The organism is Methylocystis borbori, assembly GCF_036576025.1.
Taxonomy (GTDB): Bacteria; Pseudomonadota; Alphaproteobacteria; order Rhizobiales; family Beijerinckiaceae; genus Methylocystis; species Methylocystis borbori.
Genome location: NZ_JAZHYN010000001.1, coordinates 153,040 through 176,805, shown reverse-complemented (window position 1 = coordinate 176,805; position 23,766 = coordinate 153,040). Strand labels below are relative to the sequence as shown.

The following is a 23,766-nucleotide window of genomic DNA, read 5'->3' as shown; positions in this document are numbered from 1 at the left end:
GCCGTTAGCGATCGGCGCGAGTTCCACCGCTGCGAAGAGGGTGGCGGGACTCGCGCCGCGGTCGCAGCTTCCTGATCTCGATTATCGCCGTATTGTCCCCCGCGCGACCAGAATATGCATGATCGTTTGCGGGGAGGCCTCCATGGCGAAATGACGAAGGCTGCCGATCGCGCGCTTGCGCGCCGCCGCGTCATTGGGCGATGAGCGCGTGACGCCCGCCGTATCGGGAAGAAAAACGGCCGGCGTTCTTCTCTCCGCCGCGCCGACGGCGACGGCCATCATGCTTCGGTCCAGATCCCCCCCAACGAGGACGATCGGCGGCGCTCCCTGATCGCGATGGAATTCGCGAAATCGCGAGCAGCTCCATATCGACGCCGTATCGCTTTCGAACCAGAGCGAACCCGGCTGAATCAGCGCCGTCTCCGGCGGCGGCGATTGGCCTGACGCCGGGTCTGGAAGAAAATGGACGATCGGCCAGTTTCTCGCTCGCCAAAGCTCGACGAGCGACATTGTAAATGACAATGGAAATGGCGAGCCGAAACGCGAAGCCGCGATACATACAAGCGTAGCCTTATCAGTTAGCCACCATTCCGGTTCCGTCTTGAAATCTTTCATGTCAAAGTCGTCCGCGCTTTTACAGAATTGCTTTCTCGATATGTCGAACCTCTTAACCCGGATTGATCGAGTATGCCCGGTCGATCCCAGTCTCCTTCCGGACGAATGATGACATGACCCCCGCTCATCAGGCCAATGGCGGTGGCGTCCGGCTCCAAATCGATGACCATCTCCTTGTAGCGACAGTCCGAAAATTCAATTGAGCGATTGTCGGCGAAAGGCTTCGCGCCGAACCGAGCCCAAAAAGACTCCAATCCTTCCCTGGAATGGCCGTATATTCTGCGAAACCCTTTTCGACGCGCGAGCGATATTCCCTCCCGCACAAGGTCGAATGCGAGAAGCGAAGCGCGGTATCGTTTGAGAACGGCGAGGCGCTCGAGTTTGACGAATTCGGCGAAAAATCTCGCGCGGAGAACGCCGGCGGGTTCGGAGCCGACGAAGCCCACGAAATGCATGGCGCATGCGTCGTTTCCGTCGAATTCCTCATGGTACGGACAATCCTGCTCGGCCATATAAACCGCCGCTCGGATTGCGTAGACCATCGCCATATCGTCGAACCCTCGCGCGATTCGGATGTCGTGACGTCTAGATTTGCGAGAAGCGAAGTTTGGCGTCGCTTTATGGAATTTCTCATGTTCTGACATTTTGACTGGCCTCAAGCCGCGATTGACGCATCGTTCGAGATAGGGCGCTCGTATCGCCACAGATCCGGTTGTCCGCAGGCGATTGGATGAAAGCCGCCATGGCGCATGAATCGTTCCCCTTGAGTCGTCGTGGGGCGCGAATATAGATGCGCATTTTCGCGACCGTTTTGCTTGGCCCACGCCATGATCGCTGAGAGCGACCCGACGGCGCGGCCCTTCATGCAAAGCGCCCATACGTAGATCGCCGCCGGCGCCTCGCCGGTGGGAGTAAGGTGGTCAAGCTTCGGACGGTTGAAGCAAAAGTCGCCGGCAAGGAGGGCGTCCAGACCACGGGAATTCAGCAATAACAGCGCCGCCAATCCAATTGGCCCTTCGGGGCCGTCGACAATCAAAAATGTTTCCGAATTTCGTTCATGGATGCTTAAAGCCGTTTCGATGTTTACATCGCTAAGAGGTAAAAGCTCCTTCGTGAAAGCAAGCAATGATTCAATATCTTCCGCGCAAGCGGGTCGAACCGGCGGTCCGAATGGCTCCAAATAATCCAGCCGCCGCCGCCCGGCGGAAACTTGCGCCGCTTCCGGTCTCATCAGCCCTCTCCTTGCCTTGCGCCTATTCCTGCAATAACCTCAATGGTTAAGGCTGTATGCAGGAGATTTGGCGTAGGTGTGCTGCGTTTTTGCAGCAGGGCGCTTGATGGGGCGGCGTCGCGATGAGCTGGGACGACTATCGGCTGTTTTTCGCCTGCGCTGAAGCGGGAAGCCTGCGAAAGGCGGCGACCGAACTCGCCATCGATCAGGCGACCATCGCGCGCCGGATCGATCGGCTGGAGAGCGAGCTCGGGCAGCGGCTGCTCATTCGATTCAAAAATGGCGTCAAGCTCACGCCTTTTGGAATGTCGATCTTCGAGGAAGTCGCGTCGATGGCGCGCGCGACGCAGAATATTTCGCGTCGCTCGCACGCGGGGGACGTAAAGGGCGTCGTTCGTCTGGCGGCGACGGAAGGCTTGGGCACTTACTGGATTTTGCCAAAGCTCATCGATTGGCAACGCGCTAATAATTTTCTAACCATCGATTTCCGGGCTTCCATGCAGGAAGCCGATATATCGCGGCTCGACGCCGATATCGCGATCCAATTCCATCGTCCGACGGACTCGGATTTGAAGATCGTCAAGCTCGGCCGGCTTCACACCTATCCCTTCGTCTCCGTCGAATATCGCAATCGTTTCGGCGTTCCCAAATCTCTTGCTGACGCGGTCAATCATCGATTCATCCAGCAATCGTCGCGGTTGCTGGATGACGACGTCATGAAGCGCGCGCTCGCTGTCGACGATCTTTTCGGAATCGTCGGCATTCGCACCAATTCAAGCTCCGCCGTGCTTTACGCCGTGGAATTAGGAGCGGGGATCGGCGTCCTTCCGAGCTATGCGCTGAATTTCGGCGCGCAGATCGTTCCTGTCGACATGGGCGTGGAATATAGCCTGGATATTTTCATGATTTACCATCCTGATCTCAGGAAATCAGAGCGGCATATGCTGGTCATTGATTGGCTGAAGAGAATATTCGACCCGCGCCATTATCCCTGCTTCAGGGACGAGTTTATTCATCCTCTCGATCTGATACGGTTGATGCAGGACACGGGACGAACCGCGAGAGAACGCAGCTATGCGGCGATCAACCTTGGCGCGTCGCTTCTGGCGGGCACGAGCGTCAGATCTGTGGTTCCCAAGACGGAAAAATCTAAATAGGAACCGCCATCCGCTTCGTCAGAGCATGCGCTAATGCGGCGGCATCGTTATATATAGAGGCGGATCGACTGAGTAGTTCATCTGTTTGCGAATGGCGTCGTCATCCGCGTCGAGCGGCTTTAGAAACACGTAATAAGGGTCCTTGCGCGCGACGATGTCCTCGTCCGGTTCGCTGCGCAGGCTTATGAGCATGTCATTGTCGAATCGAATATGCATATAGCCCGGCATCAGCTCGGCCCAGTCCTTGACGTTTGGCGTGAAGATCGTCTGATAAAGCCGTCGCCCAGTCAGTTTGACGACTCCGCTCGAGGAGTCGCGCGGCGTTCGCGCGGGAACCTCTTTCCAAACCAACCCGGACTGCTCGAATACCCGAATTGGATTAAGCATCACGTAGATTGGATGCTGTGGATCGAGACTCTGCATCGCCATGGTCAGCCGATAGCCGCTGCGGTCGGGCTCGTAAGCGACATTCACCAGTTCGACGAACAGGCTCGTGTAGGCGGCGCGCTCAAGCGCCAATTGAGCCGACCGTTTCTGCTTCGCGCTATAGGCTTGAAAGCGACCGACGCCGTAGTCGAGCGAAAGCAGCAGTCCCCCAATCAGGGCCGCCGCCACGATTGCGCCTGGCCGCAAGAAGCGCAGACCGCCGCCCAGCCTGTAAAGGGAATTAGGCGCCCGCTTCGCGGCGCCGCGCTTCGACGTGCCCCGCGCTCGAAGTTCGGCCAAAAGCGGATGAGCGTCCGCTGCGCCCGATTTATCTGCCAGCTGGGCCAATTGGCGATCGAGCAATTGCGACCGCGCGCGTTCCTCAGACAGATCCTTCCAAAGGCTGGCGATCAACTCGTCCTTTTCCGCTTCTGAGAGCGCGGCGAGGCCCTTGAGAGGCTCCTTATCCTTCATGCGACAAGCCCGCCATTGGCGATGTGCAAGATGCGATCGGCCCGTTGCGCCAGAGCGAGATTGTGGGTCACCATGATCAAGGTGACGCCTCGATCGCGATTGAGACGATAGAGTCGGTCTATGATCTCGATTTCAGTTTGCTCATCGAGGTCTGACGTTGGCTCATCGGCGATAAGCAATGATGGAGAGTTTATGAGCGCTCGCGCGATGGCGACGCGACGCTGCTCACCAGCCGAGATTTCGTGCGGATAGGCGTCGACATAATCGGCCAGCTCCAACTCGGTCAGCAATTCTGCCGCCTTTTCATATGCGGCCGCTTCTTCCTTTCGACTATTCAGCAAAGCTGGCAGGGCGACATTGTCGATGATGCGCAAGGTTGGAAGCAGGCTCGGAAATTGAAAGACAAATCCCATTTCCCGGCTTCTGAACTCCGCAAGGCGGCTATCGGGCATCTTCCAAATCTCCGCGCCGGAGACGCGCACGACGCCGCGGGTTGGGCGGCTCAATCCGCCGATCATGGCCATGAGCGACGACTTCCCCGAGCCGGAACGCCCGACAATCGCGACAAACTGTCCGGCGGGAACGCGCAGATCGACGCCGACGACCGCGTGAACAAGTCCGCGTTCGGTCGAATAGCTCTTGCCCACTCCCTCGCAGGTCAGCACGTCCTATCCCTCGGCGCGGATAAGATCATAGGGCTCGCGCCGGCTCGTGCGCCATGCCGGAATCAACGCTCCCGACGCGCCGATCAACGAGGCCAATATCACGCAAGCAAGCGCGATCAGCAAAATCTCCCGCCAGCTCAGCCAAGCGAAGGGAACGCCCATATTGGCGAGGTGGTAAACGAGAGAATGCTGGTAAGAACGCAGAAGCGCGACGCCGAGCATGCAGCCCAGCAATCCGCCTGACGCCGTCGCGATTGCCGCTTCGGTCGCGAGAATGCCGACAACTTGCCACGGCCGGGCGCCGATCGCCATCAGGAGTCCGAGCTCGCGGCGGCGTTCCGTGATGATCGCCGAGAATAATACGCACACCATCGACGCGGTGCTGACGAACATGATGACCAGCAGCGCGAGAACGCCCTCAAGCAGCGCCGAAAGACCCTGGCGAATGGACGTGAGCGTCGACTCGCTGGCGATCGTCTTTACGCCGGGGAAATTAGCCAATACGGCGAATTGGACTTGCTTTGCCGTCGCTCCCGGCGCCAATTCGATCAGCACGCCGGACAGTCTATTTGGCCCCAAATCCGCCTTGGAAGCCGAGCTTCTTTGAATGGACTCCCGCAGCGCGTCGAATGTCTCGAATGACATAAAGACGCCTCGTTCATGCGTGCCGACCGCCGTCTTCTCGAGCTTGCCATAGACAGTATGGCGGACTCCAAAAAGCATCATCTCGGAACCTAGCGGCTCTTCTCGTCGACCGCCGATGATGAGGTCGCCTTTGCCAAAAGCGCGACCCAGTCGCTCAGCCAACCAGGGCTGGATGGTGATGTCGCGTTCGGGGTCGAATCCAATCAGATCCGTCGGATGGCGCTGCTCGCCGGATCCCAGCGACTCGGTTCGAACGATTCTTTGCGGGCCAAGCCGGCCGACGCCTTTCAATTTCGCTAAGCGGTCGAGGACGCCATCCTCCAAAGTAAAGTCGGTAGGTTCGGCGGTCAGAAGCGCCGCCGTGATGTTTGTCAGCGTTCCTTCGGGAACGATGAGCATGTCCGCGCCGAGACGCGCAAAGCCGATATCCATGCTGTTCTTGATGCTTTGCATAAGAACCGCGCCGGTGAAGACGGCGCCGCTGCAAATCGCCACGGCCGACAGCAGCAGGAATGTGCGGGCTTTGCGTCGTCCGAGATTCTGTATCGCCATCCGGGCGAAAAAGAATCTCGCTCCCGTCTTATCTCGCATCGCCGATTGCTCTGCGGGAGACGCTTCCATGCCTTGCGGACATTCCTGCTCGCCGGGCGACCGCGCCGACATGCCGCAAAGAGCCCTCCCGTCTCTTCGACGCCGCGAGAATTTCTATAGCGTGCATGAGCGGGTGTGCTTCATATGTTCGAGTTCGGTTGGAATGATGACGCTGTCGTGATGGCCGCCGCTGCTCGGCAATATGCCGATCAACTCGTCCTTTTCGGCGTCGATGACGGCAATGCCGCTGGACAGCCGCTGGAAGCCGCTGAAGGGCGCGAGTATATATTTGCCGTCATAGGTGATGGCGAGGGTCTGCAAGTCGGGGCCTATGCCCTGAATTTCCTTCTTGATCGTCCAGCTCGCAGTGTCCACGACCATCACGCCGCTTGCCGCGGGCGACGGATGCAGAACCGAGAGGTAAAGCTTCGATCCGTCGAGCGAGAACACCATATGGAATGGATTCGGATATTTGCCGACCCACAATGGGTCCTCGACATGCGCGATCTTTTTCCATTTGGTTGGATCGGGATCGCTTGAGTCGAATACGCCGCAATTGTTTTCGCGCAGATTGTTCATCATGCAAAGAAATTTGCCGTCGGGCGAAAAGCCGATCTCATGTCCCGGCGAAAAGATCGAGTCGAATTTCACTTCCCAATGGTCTTTGTCGATCTTGGCGACCGCATATTGGCTGGGCGAATTCTTATTGAATTGCAGAAAGGCGACCGGGTCGAAATTGGCGTTCGCGTCCAGGATCACGACGCCGCCGCAGAGCCGTACGACCGTCGCCGCCCATCGGCCGCTCGGATGCCAGATGGTGCCGTCAGCGCCGGAGAGCGTATGCGGGGAGTCGCCGGGAATCGTGCCTTCCTCGACATAGAGTTCGCCCATAGGCACCATTTCCCATTCGATCTTCTGGCCTTTTGTGCCGAGGTAATCATATTTGCCGGTGGTTCCGTCCGGATAGATTTTCGAGATTTTCAGAACGCCGCCTTTTTGCCAGCAGTCCGACATGCCGCTCGAATTGGACGACCAGTCGAATTTGAGCGCCGCGCGAACTTTCGACGTATTGCGATCGAAACAGGCGGCGATGTCCTTTTGTCCGTCGGTGACGAAATAGGATTGCGCGTCCTTCGGATTGATCGTGACATGGACGCCCAAGCCAAGGCCGGTGGTTTCGGAAACGTTTTCCAATAGCTCCATTTGCGCGCCGTCATATCGCACGCGGTAGATGTTGAATCCCGGCGCCGGATTCTTGGTTCTGGTCGGAATGCCGTAAATCAGGCTGTTCTTTCCGCCTTGCGTGCTGTTAACGAATTCGAAGGAGTGGTAGGGGTCGGCGCTTGGGAAAGCGCACAGATGATGCGAGATCGGACTGAAGTCGCCATAAGTCCAATACCAGATGGAGGCGAGCACCCTGTTCGAGTTAAGATCAATCGCATAGGTTCCGCCGCCGAGCTTCGTCGGCAGCAATAATATCCATTTTCCCAGGCTGCGACCGCCGACTTCGGCGCTCGAGTCGGTCATTTCGCGAATGATTTGGCCTTGTTGCGCTTGCGCGCCGGCGGCGCTCTGTTGCGCCAAGGCGGGGCTGTTCTTGATTGTCGTATATGTCATGCCGAGCGCGCCGCCAGCGGCTACGGCGCCGACGCTGGCCGCTAACATGTTGCGTCGGTTGACGCCCGAAGAAACGCCCTGTTTCGTCTCTTCTTCCATGGGCTTTTGAAGCGACTTGGCTTCCAGATAAGCCTGAAACTCGGCGTGGTCCTGCGCGGTCATCTCGCTCTTGCGCTTCAGGAAGCGATCGATTTCCGAAAGCGCCGTTTCGCTTGCCGTTGAAGCATCGGTGGAGTTTGTTTCATCCGCGCATTTGGAGCCGCTAATATCACGCGAACCGCCTAGATCTTGAGTCATTCCACTCTCCCAGCCTATCGGCGCTCGGCACATGTCGCGTCATATTCAAGCTTCAACGAGGCGGCATTCAAATCGCCTCCCTGAAAGACGCGACTCCTTTTATGCCATCGGCCGCCGAAGAGCGCCATATGAAACGTCGCGCGCCCGTTCACGCTCCGGTCTTCGCCTCCAAGCTATCTCAAAACGCATAAGGGGTTGGTCGTTATTGAGCGCGTCGGCGATTCAATGTCGCGCCGAAGTCGGCGCCGCAGAGGCTATTGGCCTCTGATCGAATTTGATCGCGGCGCGAGTTCGCGCGTGCATTCGCGCGCGAAAATTTTCCACTGCGGCGCTTTGTCTGAGCGTGAACTTCCGTCAGGCGCGACGAATGCATGCGATTGCGCTTTCACTTTTTGATCTCGCCAGCATGAAGGATTTATGACGCGTCGCCGAGTTATCGGCGCGATCATGTCGCCGTCTCGCCGCGATGCGTGGGAGCTTAAAAGCTTCGTCTGTTTCGAGAGTCCAAGGCGGCTTGACCCGTCAATCCACGCGCTTTAATCACATAAAAACGATAGAGAGAAAAAATGTTATGCGCTGGGTCACCGTCGCCGTCCTCGCCGCTCTTGTCTTCTCAGGCTCGGGCGGCTTTGCAGCGGAGAGCGTTACACAGAAATATGCATTGACCCTTGAGGGCGCGAAGAGAGTCGCCGCTGCGGCCGAGACGGAAGCCTTCAAGAACAAATGGAACGTGGTGATCGCCATCGTCGACGATGGCGGCAATCTACTGTATCTCCAGCGGCTTGATGGGACACAGGCTTCTTCGAGCGAGACGGCCACACGCAAGGCACGCACCGCAGCGCTCTTCAAGCGTCCGACCAAAGTTTTGGAAGACGCCGTGGCGGCCGGGCGCGTCAGCTTGCTTAGCCTGCCGAATATGACGCCGATCGAGGGCGGCCTTCCGCTCGTCTATAAGGGCGAGATCATCGGCGCGATCGGGGTTTCGGGCGCGACGCCCCAACAAGATGCGCAGGTCGCCAAAGTCGGCGCCGATACGCTCTTGCCGCTCCCCCAATAGGACGACTCTTTGCGTTTGGGGGCGACGCACTCACTCCTGTCTCCCGCATATTCGCGCATCCCGCTCGAGCGCATCATGGCCGTTGCAGCCATAGTCGAGAAGCCGCGCTCAGATGCAATTTCATATCCGCGTCCTCATGAGCCGAATTCCGGAGCTTTATTGATTTGCGACCAGAAGGCGGCGAGCGGGAGTTGCGAATCGGCGGCTCGCGAAAACAGCGAGAAGACCTCGCTCATGGTCGATCTGATCAACGCGACCTGCTCGGGATTGTAATGATCGGAACGATAGCTCATGAGAACCCGTATGGTCCGCTCTCCCGCAACTGTCTCCTCCATCACCTCGAATTGCAGGCCGAGGAGCGACTCATTCCTATCGGGATCCACCTGTTGAAATTCTATCGTGCGTCCGTCCGACAGCGTGAACGCGCCGTTGAATTTGTTCTTCGCATGCAACTGGATGAAAATTTCGAACAAATGGTCCTTTCCCTGTACCGCCCCTAGGGCTTCTTCGACAAGATCGATGGGGATGTCCGTATGCGGCAGGGAGTCATTGATGCTGTTTTTTACCTGTTCGATCAGGCCGGCCAATGTGATCCCTTCGGGAAATTTGACGCGATGCGCGACGACCGTCGTGAAGTAGCCGATGGTGTCGAAAAATTGCGGATTGTTTCTTCCAGAAGCGGATGTGCCGATGACGATGTCGTTCAACGAGCCGAGAAAGTGAAGGGAGGCTGCGATCGCAGAATAGACCACGTTGAAGAGTGAGGCGCTATTTTGCTTCGCCAGCGCGTAAAGCCCCTCCGAGACCGCGCGTTCAAGTTTAAGTTCCACCCAGCCGCCAGCGCTCGATGCCTCCTGCTTAGCGTGTCCCTCCGCAATGAAAGTCTCTTTAAAGATCGGCGCGCCTTTGGGCGCTCCCCGCAGCGTTTCGGTCCAATAGGCGAGATGCGCTTGATTGAGTCCCGCGTCGTTCTGGTGAATAGCGAATTCATGGAAGGGCGCCGGCTGGTTCTCCCAGCGCGGCACTTCGCCGTCGACGCGGCGCCGGTAGGCGTGGCCCAGCTCGTCCATCATCAGATTCACCGACCATTCGTCCAGCACGATGTGATGAAACAGGAAGGATAATATCTGGCGGCCGGTCGCCTCCTCGATCATGAAGCGGAGGCGCAGCGGCAATTCGTGAGCGAGGTCGAAGTGGTGGCCTCCTTCGCTACGCCTGTCGACGGATTGGCTTTCTTCGGAGCGCCAGAACCATTTGTAATGGGAGAGCTCGTCGAGCGACACGACCTGTTGCCGCACGTCGTCGCCTTCCTTCCGGAACAGCGTGCGGAGGCCAGGATGTCTTTCCAACACATCGAGGAAGGCGCGTTCGAACGCTTGTTCGTCCACGCGATCCATGAATCTCAGCGCGAACGGAAGATTGAATATTTCATTATAGCCGAAGGCTTCATATGCCTTCCAGAGCGACTTTTGCGCCAATGACAGCGGCGCGACTTGCGAGGCGCGGCGTTTTCGATCGAGAACGGCAGAGGTCGCATCTCCATCGCCGCGCTGTCGGGCGTATTTCGACAGAGCCGCCGCCGTCGGGTGACTGAACAGATCGTTGAAGCGCACCTCGACGCCATGGATGGTCAGCAGTCGACCGATGACCCTTGTGGCGACCAGCGAATGGCCGCCGTAATCGAAGAAGTCATCGTGAACAGTCATGGCGGGAGAGAGGAGAGCCTGGCGGAATTCGGCCAGAATGAGCTGCGCGACCGCCTCTTCATCGATGCCGTTCGCGCCGTTGTAAGAAGAAACGGCGCTCGGTTCGGCGTCGGACGTTCGGCGTTCCGCTCCGGCGGCGGCGCCCTGCAACAAGCCATCGAACGCCACCGGCGCGATTGTCTGGTCCTCCTCAATGAAGGCGATGAAACGCTCCAGGAGAAAGGCTCCAATCGTGGGCGACAAGCTTTGACCCGTCACAAGCTCCAGCGTCATCTTCCGTGCGCCGTCCCAACCGATACCCAGAATGAGGTCGGGATAGCGTTCCGTGGACGGCGTCGGAAGCCGCTCGACGGATAGGCCATCCAGCCGCAGATAGGCGGAAGGGTCGGTCAGCCAAGTCACCAATATGCGAGGATGAGAGAACGCGGCTTGTTCAGAGGCGGCGGGGCGTTTGTCCTCCTGGTGCTCCAAATCCGCGACGATTCGGCGAATGTCCTCCTTTTCGCTCGCGCTATCATGCCGCAAAGTCGCGCGTACGAGATCGAGCTCGGCGAATGATATGCCGAAATCGGACATGGCCGCAGCTGCGCCGCGCTGCATGCATATATCGACTGGGGTTCCGCCATTGAGCGCGGAGAGATATCGGCCAAAAAGCGCCGCGCCCGCCGCGAGCAAGGCGTGCGGCGTCGGCTGCGACTCCAGAAGTCGGAGAAAGGGGGTCGCCTCGATTTGTGCGCCATATCGGGGCGCCGCCTTGGCTCGCAGCGATTTTTCGAGGAACGACGCCTTTCCGAAGTCGACAATATCCAGTTCGCTACCCGCTTTCGATTTTTGTAGCCACGGCGCGAAGGATTGGCCGATGTCGGATTCGATCGCCGCGAGCCATCCAGCCTTAGCCAGAGTCGCTCCCTCGCGATCATCATAGCCGTCTGCGTCGGCTACTGGCGCCAAGCCCTCATTGTATAACTGCGACAGTGAGCCGAATATCCGCTTCCATGGCGAGGCTCCGTCCAGAATGTGATGCGCCACGACGCCAAGAATGACTTCGTCGCGCGCCAGGAACAGCGTGAAGCTGATCGGCGCCGCCTCTTCCAAATTCCAGGGCGTTTCTTGTTCCCTCAGAAGCGCGTTGACTGCGTCGGCGCATGACTCGACGCGCTGGACATGAATGTTCTGCGATGCGCCGGCGCCGTCGTATTTTCTCAGCCCATCGTCATTATCGAAGCGATATCTTACATCGAGGCCTGGAAGCTTCGTGAGCGTCGCGCGTAAGGCTCCGATCAGTCGACCAATATCTGCGCCGCCAACCAGTCTGTAAGCCGCCACATGTTTCAACACGGCGTCTGGATCTTGCTGCTGGCGGAGCCATGTCCTTTCTTCATGTTCCGTCAGCTCCAGGCCTCTCTGGATGGTCTCCTTCGCTTGCCTTATATCCATAGCTGCAGGAGCGCAGGCTGCGTCGTCGAGACCCGGGAGCGCTTGATCGAAACGACGGATCTCCTCGTTTGCCAGCAAGCGGGTGAATTCTTCAGCCATCTCACTCTCCAATGCGTCCGATAGCGTAGGCCGGGATTTTATTGCTCAGACCGTCTTGGATCGGCCCGCGACAAGGACGTCCCAGTCTCGCACCGTTGGTCGACGAGCGAGATCGGCATAGTCGATTCTGGCTCCCGCGAGCTTCGAAAGCGGTTCGATGAGTCGCAGGAGAGCGAGGGAATGCAGGCCGATCTCAATCAGATTGATCTCCTCAGGCACATCCTCGAACTCGATGCCGAGGACGGTCGCCACGTGCCGCCGGATCTGTTTTTTGATCGTCGCCATTTCGAATATGTCTCCCTTTGGCGCCGTTCTCGCTCGTACGCCTGAGTGGGTCCGGCGGCCATTTTCATTCGTCATGGCTATCGTGCGCGCCGGCCTCGCCGCGTCGCCAATAGCCGGAGGCGCGCATCCATTTGGGATTCGCCCCGCGATATTCGATCAAGAAACTTCTCGCCTGCTTGGCGACAAGCGATTCGCAAGCGATCCAGGCGTAATAATCGCCGCTCGGCAGGTTCGTCGCTTCCAGCGCCTCCAAGAGGCCGCCAGCCTTGTTCGGCGCCACGCCATTTCGATGCGCCCAATAAATATCCGCGTCGGCCGCACAGCGCAGAGCGATCTCATCCGCCGCGCCGTCGACCTCGATGAGCGCCACGACGCGCGCGCCCTTTGGCAATTCCTCAAGCCTTCTGGCTAGGGCGGGCAAACCCGACTCGTCCGCAATCAAAAGATGCCAATCGAAATCCAAAGGAATGACCAGGGAACTGCGCGGGCCGGCGATCCAGGCTCTGTCGCCGGGCTTGGCCGACGCGGCCCAATCGCTTGCCGGTCCCTCGTCATGAAGCGCGAAATCTATATCGATCTCTTCGGATTTCGTATCGTGGCGTCGTACTGTGTAGTCACGCGCGATCGGCTTTCGGGCGTCGTCGGACGGCTCGATGCCGTTCGGCCCGATGGAGGGGAGTCGCGGCTGCGTTTCTCCCGGAGCAGAGAAAAACATCTTCACATGGTCGTCGAAGGCCAGGCTGACGAAACCTTCCAGTTCGGGGCCCCCAAGCGTCACCCGCACCATCGACGGCGCAATGCGCGTCGTCCGGCGCACGTCGAGACAGCGCAGCCGGACGTCATGACGGAATCGCTTCGGCGCCCGATCTGTCGCGCGCTCTGGCGCAACGCTTGTTGTTGTCATGTTCAACGTTTGATCCTATGCCGTCAGGGATGCGGGGAGGTTGATGCAAAGATCTTCGACCGGCGCGGCCAGCGCGCCCGGAGTTAAAGCGCGCTCGATGAACGCAGGCAGATTTTGCTGATGCCGTTCGAAGGCGTCACGACTGACCAGGGCTGGGTCCACCTCGATATGCAGCGTTAAGCCGCTCCCGTCCTCGCGCCCTCGAAAAGTAATCTCGAATCCGTCTCCGGGGCCATTGGCGAGAACGTTGCGCCTGACGTTGCATCCTTCGAATACCGGCGGATTGAAGGGCACCACATTGACGAGAGGCGAGAAGAGGTAGCGGGAGCCCTTTGGCATTCCCTGATCCGCGGCGATCTGTTCGACGCGATATCTGCCATGCGACCTCTGCTTGCGCAGAATGCCGGCAAGCCTTTTCAAAAAGGCGGCCAAGGTCTCCTCTCGTTCGATGCTTAATCGAAGCGGCAGGATGTTCGCCAGCATCGCAGGTATGTGCGCGCTCACGCTCCCCCATCGACTCATGAAGGGCAGCCACAATGTCAAAGGCTGCTTGCTGGCGAGCTCCATCGTTGGAAAGTGATAGAAGAAATAGGCGGCGGAGAGCATGACCAGAAGATCTGGCCAGCCTATCCGGGTTTCCGCCGTCGTCCGCTGCAAGTCGCGGCATAGGTCGTCCGACAAGGCGCATTGGAAATACATGCCGGGCGCCCTGTACGCCTCCGCGCCCTTGTGCACGATCGGAAGCTTCGTCGAGGTTTTGAGGTATTCTGTCCAGAACAGCCTGTCGTCGATATATCGCTGATCGGCGCAATAGGCTTCCTCCTCGGCGAGAAAGCTGGCGAAGGGGTAGAATGCGTGTCCCGAGTCAATATGGCCGAGAAAATGCGCATAGAGTTGCGCGCATCTTTGTTCAATCAGCAGCAGGCCGAAGCCGTCGAGGATGATGTGGTGCGCGCGAATATACCAGAGATAGCGCGTTTCGCTCAGCCGGAGGAGCCATTGCGCCGAAACCGGATCGTTCAGCAGATCGAGTTTGGCGCGAACGTCGGCCTGCATGACGTCTTGCGCGGCCTCCAGAGGATCGGACCGATCGCGCAAGTCGAATTGCAACACCTTTGGCGCCTGTTGCGGGTCGCAATATTGCAGAGGATTTTGTTCGCCGGAGGGAATTCGGAATCTTACCGAAAGAATTTCCGCTTCGCGAACCGTCTGGGCGATCGCGTCATATAGCGCAGCGCCGTCGACAACGCCGTCGATGTCGAGATAATGCGCGACAGTCGAAATGGGTTGATCTGGATGAAGAGCAAACTCCTCCCAGAAATCGAGCTGGGGCAGGGTGAGCGGCATCCAACCGCGGGTCAGAACGGTTTCCGACATCGAGCGAATCCTAGTGCGTTTTTGGCTTCATCACGAAAACAGCTGCGCCACTTGTCTGGCGTTCCTACAGCGCACCAGAAGGGCCGGGGAGAGATCGACCCCGAACTCCTCGTTGATGCGCGAGGCGATCTTTTTCAAATGCGAAGGCAAGAGGCCCATCGTTAGGAAGTCCGCGCTCTCGGCTGGCGCGTCGCGCGACGATACGCCGATGACGCTTTGATAAATTTCGAGGATGCGGTCGCCATGCGGCGAGACCCCTTCCAGCGCGACGCCGCGCTTCGTCTCGGCGCGTTCGGCGTCTTGACTCACGGCCAAGAGTTCTCGGGCTTGGCGGCGGTCCGGCTTGCCATTCGCTGACAGCGGCAGTTCCTGAACCCGGAGGAAGCGAGTAGGGATATGCGATTCGGGCAAATGAAGACGCGCGAAGCTCCTCAGCTCGGCCGCCGGAATCTCGACGTCATTCTTCGCGACGTATAAGGCGCCAATGGCCGCTTCCCCCATTTTCTCTGCGCCGTAGTCGACCACAAGCGCTTGCTTGATCGAGTCATGGCCCGTCAGTTCGTTCTCGATATCGGGTAGTGAGACCCTGACGCCGCGGACCTTCACATAGCCGCTGATCCGACTGGCGAAGATGAGGACGCCATCCTTACGGTAGTACCCCTGATCACATGTTCTGAACGCCCGGACCGGCTTGCCTTGTTCATCAGCGATCGTCACGAAGTCGTTCTGATTGACGACGCCATTCTCCAGATAGCCGATCGCGACATTCACGCCGGCCGTGTAGATCCTGCCGACGACCTGGGGCGGGCAATGATCGTTCGCTTCGTTGACGACAAAATAGCGATTGGCGGGCAATGGCCGCCCATAGGGTATGACGTCTATGTCGGCGTCCGTGATTTCATGCCATATGCTCCAGATGGTGGTCTCGGTCGGTCCCCCTAAAGAAAACAGCCTAAGGTTCGGATCGAGCCGCCTAAGTTGGGCGATCACGGCGGGCTTAATGTAGTCGCCGCCCTGTGCGATCAGCTTGAGCGAACGCAGCTCGTCGCCGCAACTGCAGGAGAGAAGCATTTCGAGGATTGCCGGAACGGAAGACCATATCGAAACGCAATGTTCTTTGACTAATTGGCTCCAGCGAATGGCGTCCTTATCCTCGCCGGGACCTGGAATCACCAGCGTTGCGCCGGCGGTCAAGGAGCCGAAAACGTCGAAGACCGACATGTCATGATGCAATGGCGTGACGGAGATGAAGACGTCCGCCGCATCGATCCGCCATTCCTCTAGGGTGCGGCCGATGACGTTCGAGGTCGCCTTATTGGACAGCGACACGCATTTGGGTTTGCCCGTCGTGCCCGAGGTATAAAGGTAATAGGCGGGGTCGTCGCTCTGCGACAGCTCCGACAGCGACTCTATAATCCTCGCCTGATCGTCAATGGCTTTTGCGTCGAGGAGTCGCTGAGGGGTGACAGCGTCGACTTTGTCGATCTCGCCCAAGCTAACGACCAGATCGGGAAGACAGTTCTCCAGCAAGTAGCGCATGCGCTCGGGCGGCGAGCTGGCGTCTACCGGAACCCATATTATCCCCATCAGGGAGCAGGCGACGGAGACCATCACATGCTCGGGGCTCCGTGGAAGGCAGATCGCTACGACCTTGCCTCTCGCGAGTCCGCGATCGCGAAGGCTTTGCATGACTCGCGCGACGCTTTGACCGAGTTCGGAATAGGAGATCCTTCTGTCTCCGCAGACGAGCGCATTTTTCGCAAGCGCGCCGCCGAAAAGGTTTCGCGCGATACGCTCCAGAAAGCCGGAGCAGACAAAATCGCTCTCTGCGCCATTGTAGCGGTAGTGAGCGTAGTCGAGAAAATCTTGAGCTTTGACCTCTAACGCGCCGCGTCGGCAGACCGCGCCGATTGTCTTATCGATTGCCTGGAGAATGTCGCGCACAACCTCCTTGTCGATCGCCTGCCGCGCATAATCGACGCATAAGAGCAGATTTCCCCCCTCATCCAGCGACATGCGGATATCCATCGCCACCTGCGGCGTTTGCGTCAGTCCGGCGTGCAGCCGGATTGGGCTGTCGTCGCCCAGCGTTTCCCAGGACAGTCCGTTGGTGACGATCATCGGCAAGGCCACGCCGCCGCCGTTACGACTCAGCAACAGCCTGTTGATGTCGACGCCGGAGAATGACAGATGCTCCAGCGCCTCGAGCGTGTCCTCCTGGAGCAGGCGCGCTCGTTCTAAAAACGAACCTTCCCTGAGGTCGTAATTAACGGCGATGAATGTGGAGGCGTTTCCCATGTCTCCGGTCGGCGGCGCCACCGGAACGCCGACGCAAAGCGCGCCCTCGCTCATCCAGCGTGACAGCGTCTCCAGAATGGCGGCGGACAGGATCGAATTGCGAAAGAGATTTTGCGACGCCCCGATCTTGGCCAATTTGGCGAAGTCGGCGCGCGATATAGTCAATGTGTCGCGGGCGTAGCGAGAGACAGTAATGGTCTCCAACGGCCTTTTCCACGGCAGGCGCGGCGGTCCGGCGATAGCGTGAAGTTTTTGTGTCCAATAGGCGGCGTCCTCGCTTCGCTGGGGCGCTATCGCCGCGCTGTTTTGCTGGCCGAGTAGGGCGGCCGGGCGCAGCTTTCCGCCCTTATTTGCGTCGAAGAGCTCGACCATGATGGTTGCGATCGAGCGGCCGTCCATAATCAGGGCGTCGAAGCAGGCGAATATTGCACAATTGTAGGCGTCGCTTCCCTCCCCCTCCGGAAGGCGAAACATCAGCATGCGCCAGGGCGAAAGCCGCAAATCATGGAGCCGATGAGCGTATTCCTCTCGCAGGGCGTCGATCCGCTCCGAGGCCTCGGCGCTTGACAGGCCGCGCAAATCCACCTCTTCGAGATTGACGACGGGCTTCTCGCTGACGCTTTGCGTCAGTCTGTGCGGATCTATTCGGGTGCGGAGGCATTCGTGCCGACGCACGAGCTCGTGGAGGCGCCTGCGGAGTTCGTCGGCTTCGATCCTGCCCCTGTATTCGCGAAACTCCTGCATCGCGACGCCGCCAAGCGGCAGATGCTCGCTTCGACCCAGAAGGTAAGCCTGCTGCAACGGCGTTAAAGCCCGTTCCATGATCTTTCCTTCGGATGCCGATGATAACTCTCCGTCGCCCAAGGAGTTCGTCGTGGCGACGCCTTTGCGGTCGATGAGGCGCGCAGCGACGGCATTCCCGTTCCGTCGCTCGACAGACGCAGCGTTCTTTCCGTTAAGGCGGGAGAGAAATTGATCGAATGGCTGCTCTATGACTTCTGGCGCGCGAGCGATATGACGGATAGAGGCCACATAGGCCTCGAACATATCCTCGATCCAAGATTTTGGAATCGCGTCCAGCCGAACGTCCCAATTGATCAGAATTCCGCCATAAGCAGAGACGATTTGCGCATCGAGCGCGACTTGGGGCGCTTGGGAAATAACCCACGACATTTCCCCGAACAGACGCGTCACGCCTTCCGAAAAAAGCTCGCCGCCGATATCGAGGCCTGCCGTAAACACGACGGGAGCCAGCTCCATGCCGCCGTGGCGGCGCGACAGGTCGCGCATGACGCTCACCCCGGGATAGCCCGAGTGCGATATCAATTGTGTCGTCTCTTCGGCGAGGCGCGCGCATAACGCCCCCAGCGACTCTCCCTCTTTCAGATCGACGCTCAGGATGAGGAGGTTTGAAAATTCTCCAATAATTTGATCGACGCCCTCTACATAGCCGTTGCGCTGGAACATCGGCGCGTTCAGGCGGAACCGGGCGGCGCCTGTCCCTGCGCCAAGAAGCCCGGCGAAGAGTCCGAGCGCCAGCATCGAAGGGGTCAAGCGATGTTTTCGCGCCGTTCGCTCGAATACGCGACGCTCCTCGGGCCCTAATTGCGCGGCGAAACTCTTGCTAAGGACTGTGCTCGCGCCGTGGGCGCTTCGCGGCAGCGGCGGAGCCGGAGGGATTTGCCCAATGCGAGGGCGCCACCAGTTTCTATCCCTTTCGCGCCGCAGATTGAGATCGGCGTCGCTCCGCATTCGTTCGAGATAGTCGAAATAGCAGGAAGACGCTTGCGCCAATTGTCTCGGCTCTTCATAGAAACGCGCGAGATCCTCCATGAGCAGGCGAAAGCTCGGCGGATCGACGGCGATCATGTCGGTATCGACATGCAAACGTCGACGCTCGCCAGGAAGAAGACTGAGGCTCAGGTCCGCGGCCTGACCGCGATAGAGGTCAAGCTGTTGATTGGTCTTGGCCAGGCGTTTGGTCGTTAGCGATCTCTCGCTCTCTTCCTGGCTGAACTCCCTCATATCGTCCACATGCAATTCGTGGCGATCGCACGGGGCCTCCACCGTCTGCAGTCCTTCGTCGGTGATGCGAAGGCGCAGCATGGGGTGAGCGTCGTATAGGCGTTTGACCGCCATCCGCAATCTGTCGACGCTCAGCCCGACGCTATCGAACTCGGCATAGAGATGCGCGGCCACGCCGCCGAGCGCCGCGCCGGATTGCCGACCGACCCAATAAGCGGCCTGTATGGGCGTCAACTCTCTCATAATCTCTATGCCGACAAGGTTGCGCCGCCGTCCACGACGACGTCCTGGAGCGTGATATGGCTTGCGAGGTCCGAGGCGAGGAAAGCGACGGTATTGGCGATTTCGGAAGGCGTGGCGATTTTGCCGAGCGGAATTCCAAGCTTGTACATGGAGGGATCGCCCGCGATGGTTTGCGCTTCGCCGTCCCGCGCTCGCCACATCCCGCGAAGCATGGCCGTATTGGTGGAGCCAGGCGAGACCAGATTGCATCGAACCCCATAGGGCGCGAGCTCCAGCCCCACGCAATGGGTCAGACTGGCGAGCGCCGCTTTTGAGGCGCAATAGGCGGTCATCAGCATCCGCGGCGTATGGGCGGCGTTGGAGCCGACGCTCACAATGACGCCAGAGCGCTGGCGCTTTAATTGCGGTATCGCCTGCCGCATTAGATAGAAGGCGCCGGACGCATTGACGCTCATGCAGGCCTGCCAGTCGTCCAAGCTCAATTCCTCCGCTCGTCCCAGGCGCAAGACCCCCGCGGCATTGACCAGCACATCGAGTCTCGGGATCGTATCGAGCAGAGCGCCACAAGTTTTCGCGACTTGCTCATGCTCGCTGATGTCCAGAGACGCGGTGGCGAAGGGATAGTTCTGCTCCGGAAAAGCCTTGTCCAATCCAACGACGTCGCCGCCGAGCGCCACGAAATGCGCGGCGATCTGGTGGCCGATTCCCTGCCCGGCGCCCGTCACCCAAACGCGCTTTCCCGTAAAATCCATCTGCAGATTGGCGCCTGTCATCGTCGCGAGGTCCAATTCATCTTTTGGCGTCGCCGGTTACGCCGAGGCATTGGCTGCGAGTTTGCGCTCGATCAGCTCCCACCAGCCGTTGAGCGTGGGCTGTCTGGCGAGATCGACGAAGCTCACGTCGATCCCCAGCTTCCGCCATTCGGACACGATCGCCATGGTGCGCACCGAATCGAGCCCGTAATCGATGAGATTTTCATTGGGATCGAATTGCTCTTCATCGATCTCGACCATCGTCAGGAGCTGCGTCTTGAGCTCCTTCTTGGTGAGCGAAGACGCGCGCGAAGGTCGTGCGGATGTCGCCGCGTCGCAGCCGATGACGGCTCCGCAGCGGCGCGAAACGTAATTGAGCGTCATAAGATGATCGTCGAGAGAGAAATCGGCGATGGCGTCGCCAATGACGAAGGGCTTAATGTCCTGCATGAAAGCGTCGAGCGTCGTGGTCAGGCAGCCGATGTGGCCATAAACGCCGCAAATCGCCAATTGATCCCTTCCCATGTCCTTCATTAACTGTGCGAGGGGGGAACGCTTGAAGGCGCTGTAACGCCATTTGACCAGAACCGTGTCATTCTCGTCCGGCGCCACAGCCTGCACGATTTTGTCGAGATGCGGATGGGCGTTTAGTCCAGGCCCCCACATGTCGTTCAAGAGCCCTCGATCCTCGTCGCTCTGTTGCTTGGGCTGCGCGGTATAGATCACCGGCGCGCCAAGCGCTTTGAAATGGTCGCGCAGCCTCTTGATGTTGGCGAGGAGTTGATCGACCAGCGGACTTTGTTCGCCATAAAAGCCGATAAAATATTCCTGCATGTCATGAATGAGCAGCGCCGCGCGATCGGGTTCAAGAGTCCAGTCGACCTTGTTCCGCGGCAAAGATTCCTGCCCCGGCATTGGATAGGAAGGGAGCGCCTGTATCGCCATTATCTGCTCCTGTCGCGCTTACGCATTGAGCTTGGTTTGGATGCGGTCGCGCAGCGTCTGCTTGTCGATTTTTCCGAAAGCGGTGACCGGCAATTGACCGACGAATTCGAAACGGTCGGGAAGCTTGAAATCCGCTACGCCGAGGCTTCGCAGATATTTTCGCAGCGCAAGCGCCTGAAGATCGTCGTCATTTGCGACGATATAGGCGCAGCTCTTTTCGCCCATGAGGGAGTCGGGCATGGAGACAAGCGCCGCATCCATGACCGCCTCATGCGTTAGCAGAAGGTTTTCGATCTCTTCTGCGGAAAATTTTTCCCCGCCCCGATTGATCTGATCCTTCTTGCGCCCGACGACCTTCACATAGCCGTCCTCGGTGATTTGAACGAGATCGCCCGTTCGGTAGAAGCCTTCGGCGTCGAAGGCGCGCGCGTTATGTTCAGGGCTGCGATAGTAGCCGCGGATCGTGTAAGGCCCGCGCGTCAGCAACTCGCCGACTTCGCCCGGGCCAACGCGTTCGCCTTCGGCGTTCACGGCTTTGATTTCATCGTCGGGGCACATGGGCCGGCCCTGCGTCGTGAAAATGCGCTCCTCGTCGTCATCGAGGCGCGTATAATTCACCAGCCCTTCCGCCATGCCGAAAACCTGCTGAAGGCGGCAGCCGAGCGCGCATGGAATACGGCGGGCCACGGCGTCGCCGAGCCTCGCGCCGCCGATTTGCAATAGCTTCAGGGTCGCGAGCGGGGCGGCGCCGTCCGCCGCCGCCTCGATCCAAAGAGAGGCGATGGGCGGGACTACTGCGGCGATGTCGATCTCATGGCGTCTGATGAGATCGAAACAGGTCTGCGGGCTGGGGTCGCGCGCCAATACAACCGTCCCGCCGGCGTGAAACACGCCGAGCGCGCCAGGAGAGCTGAGCGGAAAATTATGAGGCGCCGGCAGCGCGCAGAGGTAACGGCTTTGCGGCGTCAATCCGCAGACTTCCGCGCTGCGCCGCACGCTGTAGTAATAGTCCTCATGCGTGCGGGGAATGAGTTTCGGAACGCCCGTGCTTCCTCCCGACAGTTGGAAGAAGGCCACTTGGTCCGGAGCGGAGCTTTCTTGGTTGAATCCGAAGGCCTCATCGCCTGGCTCGGTGAGGAGAGCCAGATTTTCCGCATAGGCGGTCGTCCCGTGAATCGCGACGAGCCGTAGCATGGGGAAAGATTTCGTAAGCGCTTCGGCATAGGCGCCATCTAAAAACAATGCGTGTTCGGCCGATCCGATCAGAAGCGTCGGCTCGATCTGCTCGGCGTAGGCCGTCATTTCCAACCGGTTGTGGCTGAACAACGCATTGATCGGCGCCACTCCCATTTTTAGCAGCGCAAAGAAAGCGATGTAGAATTCCGCGACATTGGGCAATTGAACGAGCGCCGCATCGCCTGCTTTTATCCCGCGCCGTGCGAGATTTTCAGCCAGCTGCGACGAGCGGGCGTCGAATTCCGCATAGGAGATTTGCCGATCGCCGCAAATAAGCGCGACCGCATCCGGATCGATGGCGCATCGTCCCCGCAATATTTGCGTCAAAGACTCTCCCCGCCAGTAGCCTTTCTCGCGGTAAGCGCGAGCGAAGTCCTCCGGCCAGGGCGTGAATTCTATAGGCATGAGGCGCAAGCTCCGGCGTCGATCCCGAAGGCGCGCAGCATGGTGCCGAGCTTCGCGCCGGTTTCCGCCCATTCGGCGTCTGGATCGGAGGCTTCGACGATGCCGGCGCCGGCGAAGAGACGGATCGTTCTGTCATTCACGGTTCCGCATCTGATCGCGATCGCCCATTCGCCGTCGCCCTTGGCGTCGCACCATCCGACAATGCCGCTGAAAAGGCCGCGATCGAAAGGTTCGAGATTGTCGATGAGCGAACGCGATTCCGGCGTCGGATAGCCACAGACCGCCGGGGTAGGATGCAGGCGGCACGCAAGCTGAAGGGCGGAAGTATCGTCGTTCGCAAGCTCGCCCGTGATCATTGTGGAGAGATGCCACATGGTGGCGGTGTTCATCAGCGCCGGGGCGTTCGGCGTCGTCAGCCTCTTGCAGACGGGTCTGAGGGCTTCGTGAATTTCTTCGACCACGAGCTTATGTTCGAAATTGTCCTTGCTCGATTCGAGCAGCTTGCGGCTTGTGAAGTCGTCCTGTTGGGGATCGGCGACTCGTTTGGCGGAGCCGGCGAGAGGATTGGAGCGGATCGAGTCGCCGTCCTTGCGAATCAGCAATTCCGGGCTTGCGCCGAGCAATATGGCGCCGTCATGCAGCGGCGCCTGGAAATGATAGCCATTTGGATTCTGCTTTAGCAGCGCGTTTAAAATGGCCGTCGCGTCGACCCGCTCGGCGAGTTCGATTTCGAGAATGCGCGAGAGTACGGCCTTCGACATTTTTCCGGCGCGAAAACATTCGATCGCGCGCATGACGGCGTCTTTGAAGCCTTCCTTTTCCGGTATGCTGCGGATCGCTACGACTTTCGGCGCACAAAAGCAGTCGCGTTCCTCGGGAACCAGGGAGTCCCTTGAAATCACGTCGTACCTCTTGGGCACGAAGAGGTTGGAAGGCTGACGGACGTCGAATGGGATTGCGCCGACGACAATGGGATTCTCCTGTCCGAGCAGGCTGGCCCTCTCGATGGCGTCGCGCACGGCGGTTTGCAGAAAGCTGTCGGCATGCGCGGCGCCGGAGGCGGAGAGGCGAATCTTTTCGTTCACGCCGAAGGCTCTGATGCTGCGATGCGGCGATGTGAACAGGAATGAAGCGGTCGGCGCGCAGCCCGCTTCATGAGGAGAGATTGTTTCAGCGGCAATGTCGGTCATCGCAAATCCCCTGTGGCCTTCTGGTCATTGACTTGATCGAATTGTCACGCCGGGCGGCGCGATTCGCTTGTTGCGCGCCGGCCGGGAAA

The 23,766-nt window shown here is 59.1% G+C and carries 18 protein-coding genes; 2 read left to right on the top strand and 16 right to left on the bottom strand.

The annotated features are described in order from the left end of the window. Positions 1-81 precede the first annotated feature (81 nt). The 3 genes from V3H18_RS00740 to V3H18_RS00730 all read right to left on the bottom strand — a co-directional run bounded on the left by V3H18_RS00740 (position 82) and on the right by V3H18_RS00730 (position 1,846). Complete coding sequence (locus tag V3H18_RS00740) at positions 82-282, bottom strand: hypothetical protein (RefSeq protein ID WP_332079949.1); 201 nt, start codon at positions 280-282, stop codon at positions 82-84. A 329-nt stretch (positions 283-611) separates the two neighbouring features. Continuing rightward, entirely contained in the window at positions 612-1,157 is a 546-nt protein-coding gene (locus tag V3H18_RS00735; protein WP_332079948.1) for a GNAT family N-acetyltransferase, read from the bottom strand. A 113-nt stretch (positions 1,158-1,270) separates the two neighbouring features. Continuing rightward, positions 1,271-1,846, bottom strand: a complete 576-nt coding sequence (locus V3H18_RS00730; RefSeq protein ID WP_332079946.1) for a hypothetical protein — start codon at positions 1,844-1,846, stop codon at positions 1,271-1,273. 122 nt (positions 1,847-1,968) lie between these two features. On the opposite strand from V3H18_RS00730, the gene V3H18_RS00725 reads away from it, so the two are divergent. Continuing rightward, positions 1,969-3,003 (top strand): LysR family transcriptional regulator, encoded by a 1,035-nt coding sequence (locus V3H18_RS00725; protein ID WP_332079945.1) that lies wholly within the window; start codon positions 1,969-1,971, stop codon positions 3,001-3,003. A 30-nt stretch (positions 3,004-3,033) separates the two neighbouring features. On the opposite strand, the gene V3H18_RS00720 is transcribed toward V3H18_RS00725, so the two are convergent. The 4 genes from V3H18_RS00720 to V3H18_RS00705 all read right to left on the bottom strand — a co-directional run bounded on the left by V3H18_RS00720 (position 3,034) and on the right by V3H18_RS00705 (position 7,718). Then, the gene (locus V3H18_RS00720; protein WP_332079944.1) at positions 3,034-3,618 is read right to left on the bottom strand and encodes a hypothetical protein; all 585 of its coding nucleotides are present in this window, start codon (positions 3,616-3,618) and stop codon (positions 3,034-3,036) included. Between the two features lie 281 nt (positions 3,619-3,899). Beyond that, positions 3,900-4,550 (bottom strand): ABC transporter ATP-binding protein, encoded by a 651-nt coding sequence (locus tag V3H18_RS00715; RefSeq protein ID WP_332079988.1) that lies wholly within the window; start codon positions 4,548-4,550, stop codon positions 3,900-3,902. Between the two features lie 21 nt (positions 4,551-4,571). After that, positions 4,572-5,765 (bottom strand): ABC transporter permease, encoded by a 1,194-nt coding sequence (locus V3H18_RS00710; protein WP_332079943.1) that lies wholly within the window; start codon positions 5,763-5,765, stop codon positions 4,572-4,574. A 153-nt stretch (positions 5,766-5,918) separates the two neighbouring features. Then, positions 5,919-7,718 carry a YncE family protein gene (locus tag V3H18_RS00705; RefSeq protein ID WP_332079942.1) on the bottom strand — a complete coding sequence of 600 codons (1,800 nt, stop codon included), beginning with the start codon at positions 7,716-7,718 and terminating at the stop codon, positions 5,919-5,921. 571 nt (positions 7,719-8,289) lie between these two features. On the opposite strand from V3H18_RS00705, the gene V3H18_RS00700 reads away from it, so the two are divergent. Continuing rightward, positions 8,290-8,775: a GlcG/HbpS family heme-binding protein gene (locus V3H18_RS00700; RefSeq protein WP_332079941.1), complete on the top strand. Its 486-nt coding sequence runs from the start codon at positions 8,290-8,292 to the stop codon at positions 8,773-8,775. A 134-nt stretch (positions 8,776-8,909) separates the two neighbouring features. Here the strand turns inward: V3H18_RS00700 and V3H18_RS00695 are convergent, their stop codons facing one another. From V3H18_RS00695 to V3H18_RS00655, 9 genes are all read right to left on the bottom strand, one after another. Continuing rightward, the gene (locus V3H18_RS00695; RefSeq protein ID WP_332079940.1) at positions 8,910-12,017 is read right to left on the bottom strand and encodes a condensation domain-containing protein; all 3,108 of its coding nucleotides are present in this window, start codon (positions 12,015-12,017) and stop codon (positions 8,910-8,912) included. 45 nt (positions 12,018-12,062) lie between these two features. After that, complete coding sequence (locus V3H18_RS00690; protein ID WP_332079939.1) at positions 12,063-12,302, bottom strand: phosphopantetheine-binding protein; 240 nt, start codon at positions 12,300-12,302, stop codon at positions 12,063-12,065. A gap of 64 nt (positions 12,303-12,366) precedes the next feature. Beyond that, positions 12,367-13,206: a siderophore-interacting protein gene (locus V3H18_RS00685; RefSeq protein ID WP_332079987.1), complete on the bottom strand. Its 840-nt coding sequence runs from the start codon at positions 13,204-13,206 to the stop codon at positions 12,367-12,369. A gap of 15 nt (positions 13,207-13,221) precedes the next feature. Beyond that, a complete protein-coding gene (locus V3H18_RS00680) occupies positions 13,222-14,583 on the bottom strand; it encodes a condensation domain-containing protein (RefSeq protein WP_332079938.1) in 1,362 nt (453 codons plus the stop codon). 30 nt (positions 14,584-14,613) lie between these two features. Beyond that, positions 14,614-19,149 carry an amino acid adenylation domain-containing protein gene (locus tag V3H18_RS00675; protein WP_332079937.1) on the bottom strand — a complete coding sequence of 1,512 codons (4,536 nt, stop codon included), beginning with the start codon at positions 19,147-19,149 and terminating at the stop codon, positions 14,614-14,616. A 5-nt stretch (positions 19,150-19,154) separates the two neighbouring features. Continuing rightward, positions 19,155-19,922 (bottom strand): 2,3-dihydro-2,3-dihydroxybenzoate dehydrogenase, encoded by a 768-nt coding sequence (gene dhbA / locus V3H18_RS00670; protein ID WP_332079936.1) that lies wholly within the window; start codon positions 19,920-19,922, stop codon positions 19,155-19,157. A 36-nt stretch (positions 19,923-19,958) separates the two neighbouring features. Beyond that, positions 19,959-20,846 (bottom strand): isochorismatase family protein, encoded by an 888-nt coding sequence (locus V3H18_RS00665; protein WP_332079935.1) that lies wholly within the window; start codon positions 20,844-20,846, stop codon positions 19,959-19,961. A gap of 18 nt (positions 20,847-20,864) precedes the next feature. After that, positions 20,865-22,487, bottom strand: coding sequence for a (2,3-dihydroxybenzoyl)adenylate synthase (locus V3H18_RS00660; RefSeq protein WP_332079934.1), 1,623 nt, complete (start codon positions 22,485-22,487; stop codon positions 20,865-20,867). Continuing rightward, entirely contained in the window at positions 22,478-23,677 is a 1,200-nt protein-coding gene (locus tag V3H18_RS00655; RefSeq protein ID WP_332079933.1) for an isochorismate synthase, read from the bottom strand. Before V3H18_RS00655 ends, V3H18_RS00660 begins: the two co-directional genes overlap by 10 nt. Positions 23,678-23,766: the final 89 nt, after the last annotated feature.

Excerpts from the sequence above, each read along its gene's own strand:
- V3H18_RS00740 (WP_332079949.1), bottom strand. The coding sequence starts at position 282 with ATGATGGCCGTCGCCGTCGGCGCGGCGGAGAGAAGAACGCCGGCCGTT.
- V3H18_RS00735 (WP_332079948.1), bottom strand. The coding sequence starts at position 1,157 with ATGGTCTACGCAATCCGAGCGGCGGTTTATATGGCCGAGCAGGATTGT.
- V3H18_RS00730 (WP_332079946.1), bottom strand. The coding sequence starts at position 1,846 with ATGAGACCGGAAGCGGCGCAAGTTTCCGCCGGGCGGCGGCGGCTGGAT.
- V3H18_RS00725 (WP_332079945.1), top strand. The coding sequence starts at position 1,969 with ATGAGCTGGGACGACTATCGGCTGTTTTTCGCCTGCGCTGAAGCGGGA.
- V3H18_RS00710 (WP_332079943.1), bottom strand. The coding sequence starts at position 5,765 with ATGGCGATACAGAATCTCGGACGACGCAAAGCCCGCACATTCCTGCTG.
- V3H18_RS00705 (WP_332079942.1), bottom strand. The coding sequence starts at position 7,718 with ATGACTCAAGATCTAGGCGGTTCGCGTGATATTAGCGGCTCCAAATGC.
- V3H18_RS00700 (WP_332079941.1), top strand. The coding sequence starts at position 8,290 with ATGCGCTGGGTCACCGTCGCCGTCCTCGCCGCTCTTGTCTTCTCAGGC.
- V3H18_RS00695 (WP_332079940.1), bottom strand. The coding sequence starts at position 12,017 with ATGGCTGAAGAATTCACCCGCTTGCTGGCAAACGAGGAGATCCGTCGT.
- V3H18_RS00690 (WP_332079939.1), bottom strand. The coding sequence starts at position 12,302 with ATGGCGACGATCAAAAAACAGATCCGGCGGCACGTGGCGACCGTCCTC.
- V3H18_RS00685 (WP_332079987.1), bottom strand. The coding sequence starts at position 13,206 with ATGACAACAACAAGCGTTGCGCCAGAGCGCGCGACAGATCGGGCGCCG.
- V3H18_RS00680 (WP_332079938.1), bottom strand. The coding sequence starts at position 14,583 with ATGTCGGAAACCGTTCTGACCCGCGGTTGGATGCCGCTCACCCTGCCC.
- V3H18_RS00675 (WP_332079937.1), bottom strand. The coding sequence starts at position 19,149 with ATGAGAGAGTTGACGCCCATACAGGCCGCTTATTGGGTCGGTCGGCAA.
- dhbA (WP_332079936.1), bottom strand. The coding sequence starts at position 19,922 with ATGACAGGCGCCAATCTGCAGATGGATTTTACGGGAAAGCGCGTTTGG.
- V3H18_RS00665 (WP_332079935.1), bottom strand. The coding sequence starts at position 20,846 with ATGGCGATACAGGCGCTCCCTTCCTATCCAATGCCGGGGCAGGAATCT.
- V3H18_RS00660 (WP_332079934.1), bottom strand. The coding sequence starts at position 22,487 with ATGCCTATAGAATTCACGCCCTGGCCGGAGGACTTCGCTCGCGCTTAC.
- V3H18_RS00655 (WP_332079933.1), bottom strand. The coding sequence starts at position 23,677 with ATGACCGACATTGCCGCTGAAACAATCTCTCCTCATGAAGCGGGCTGC.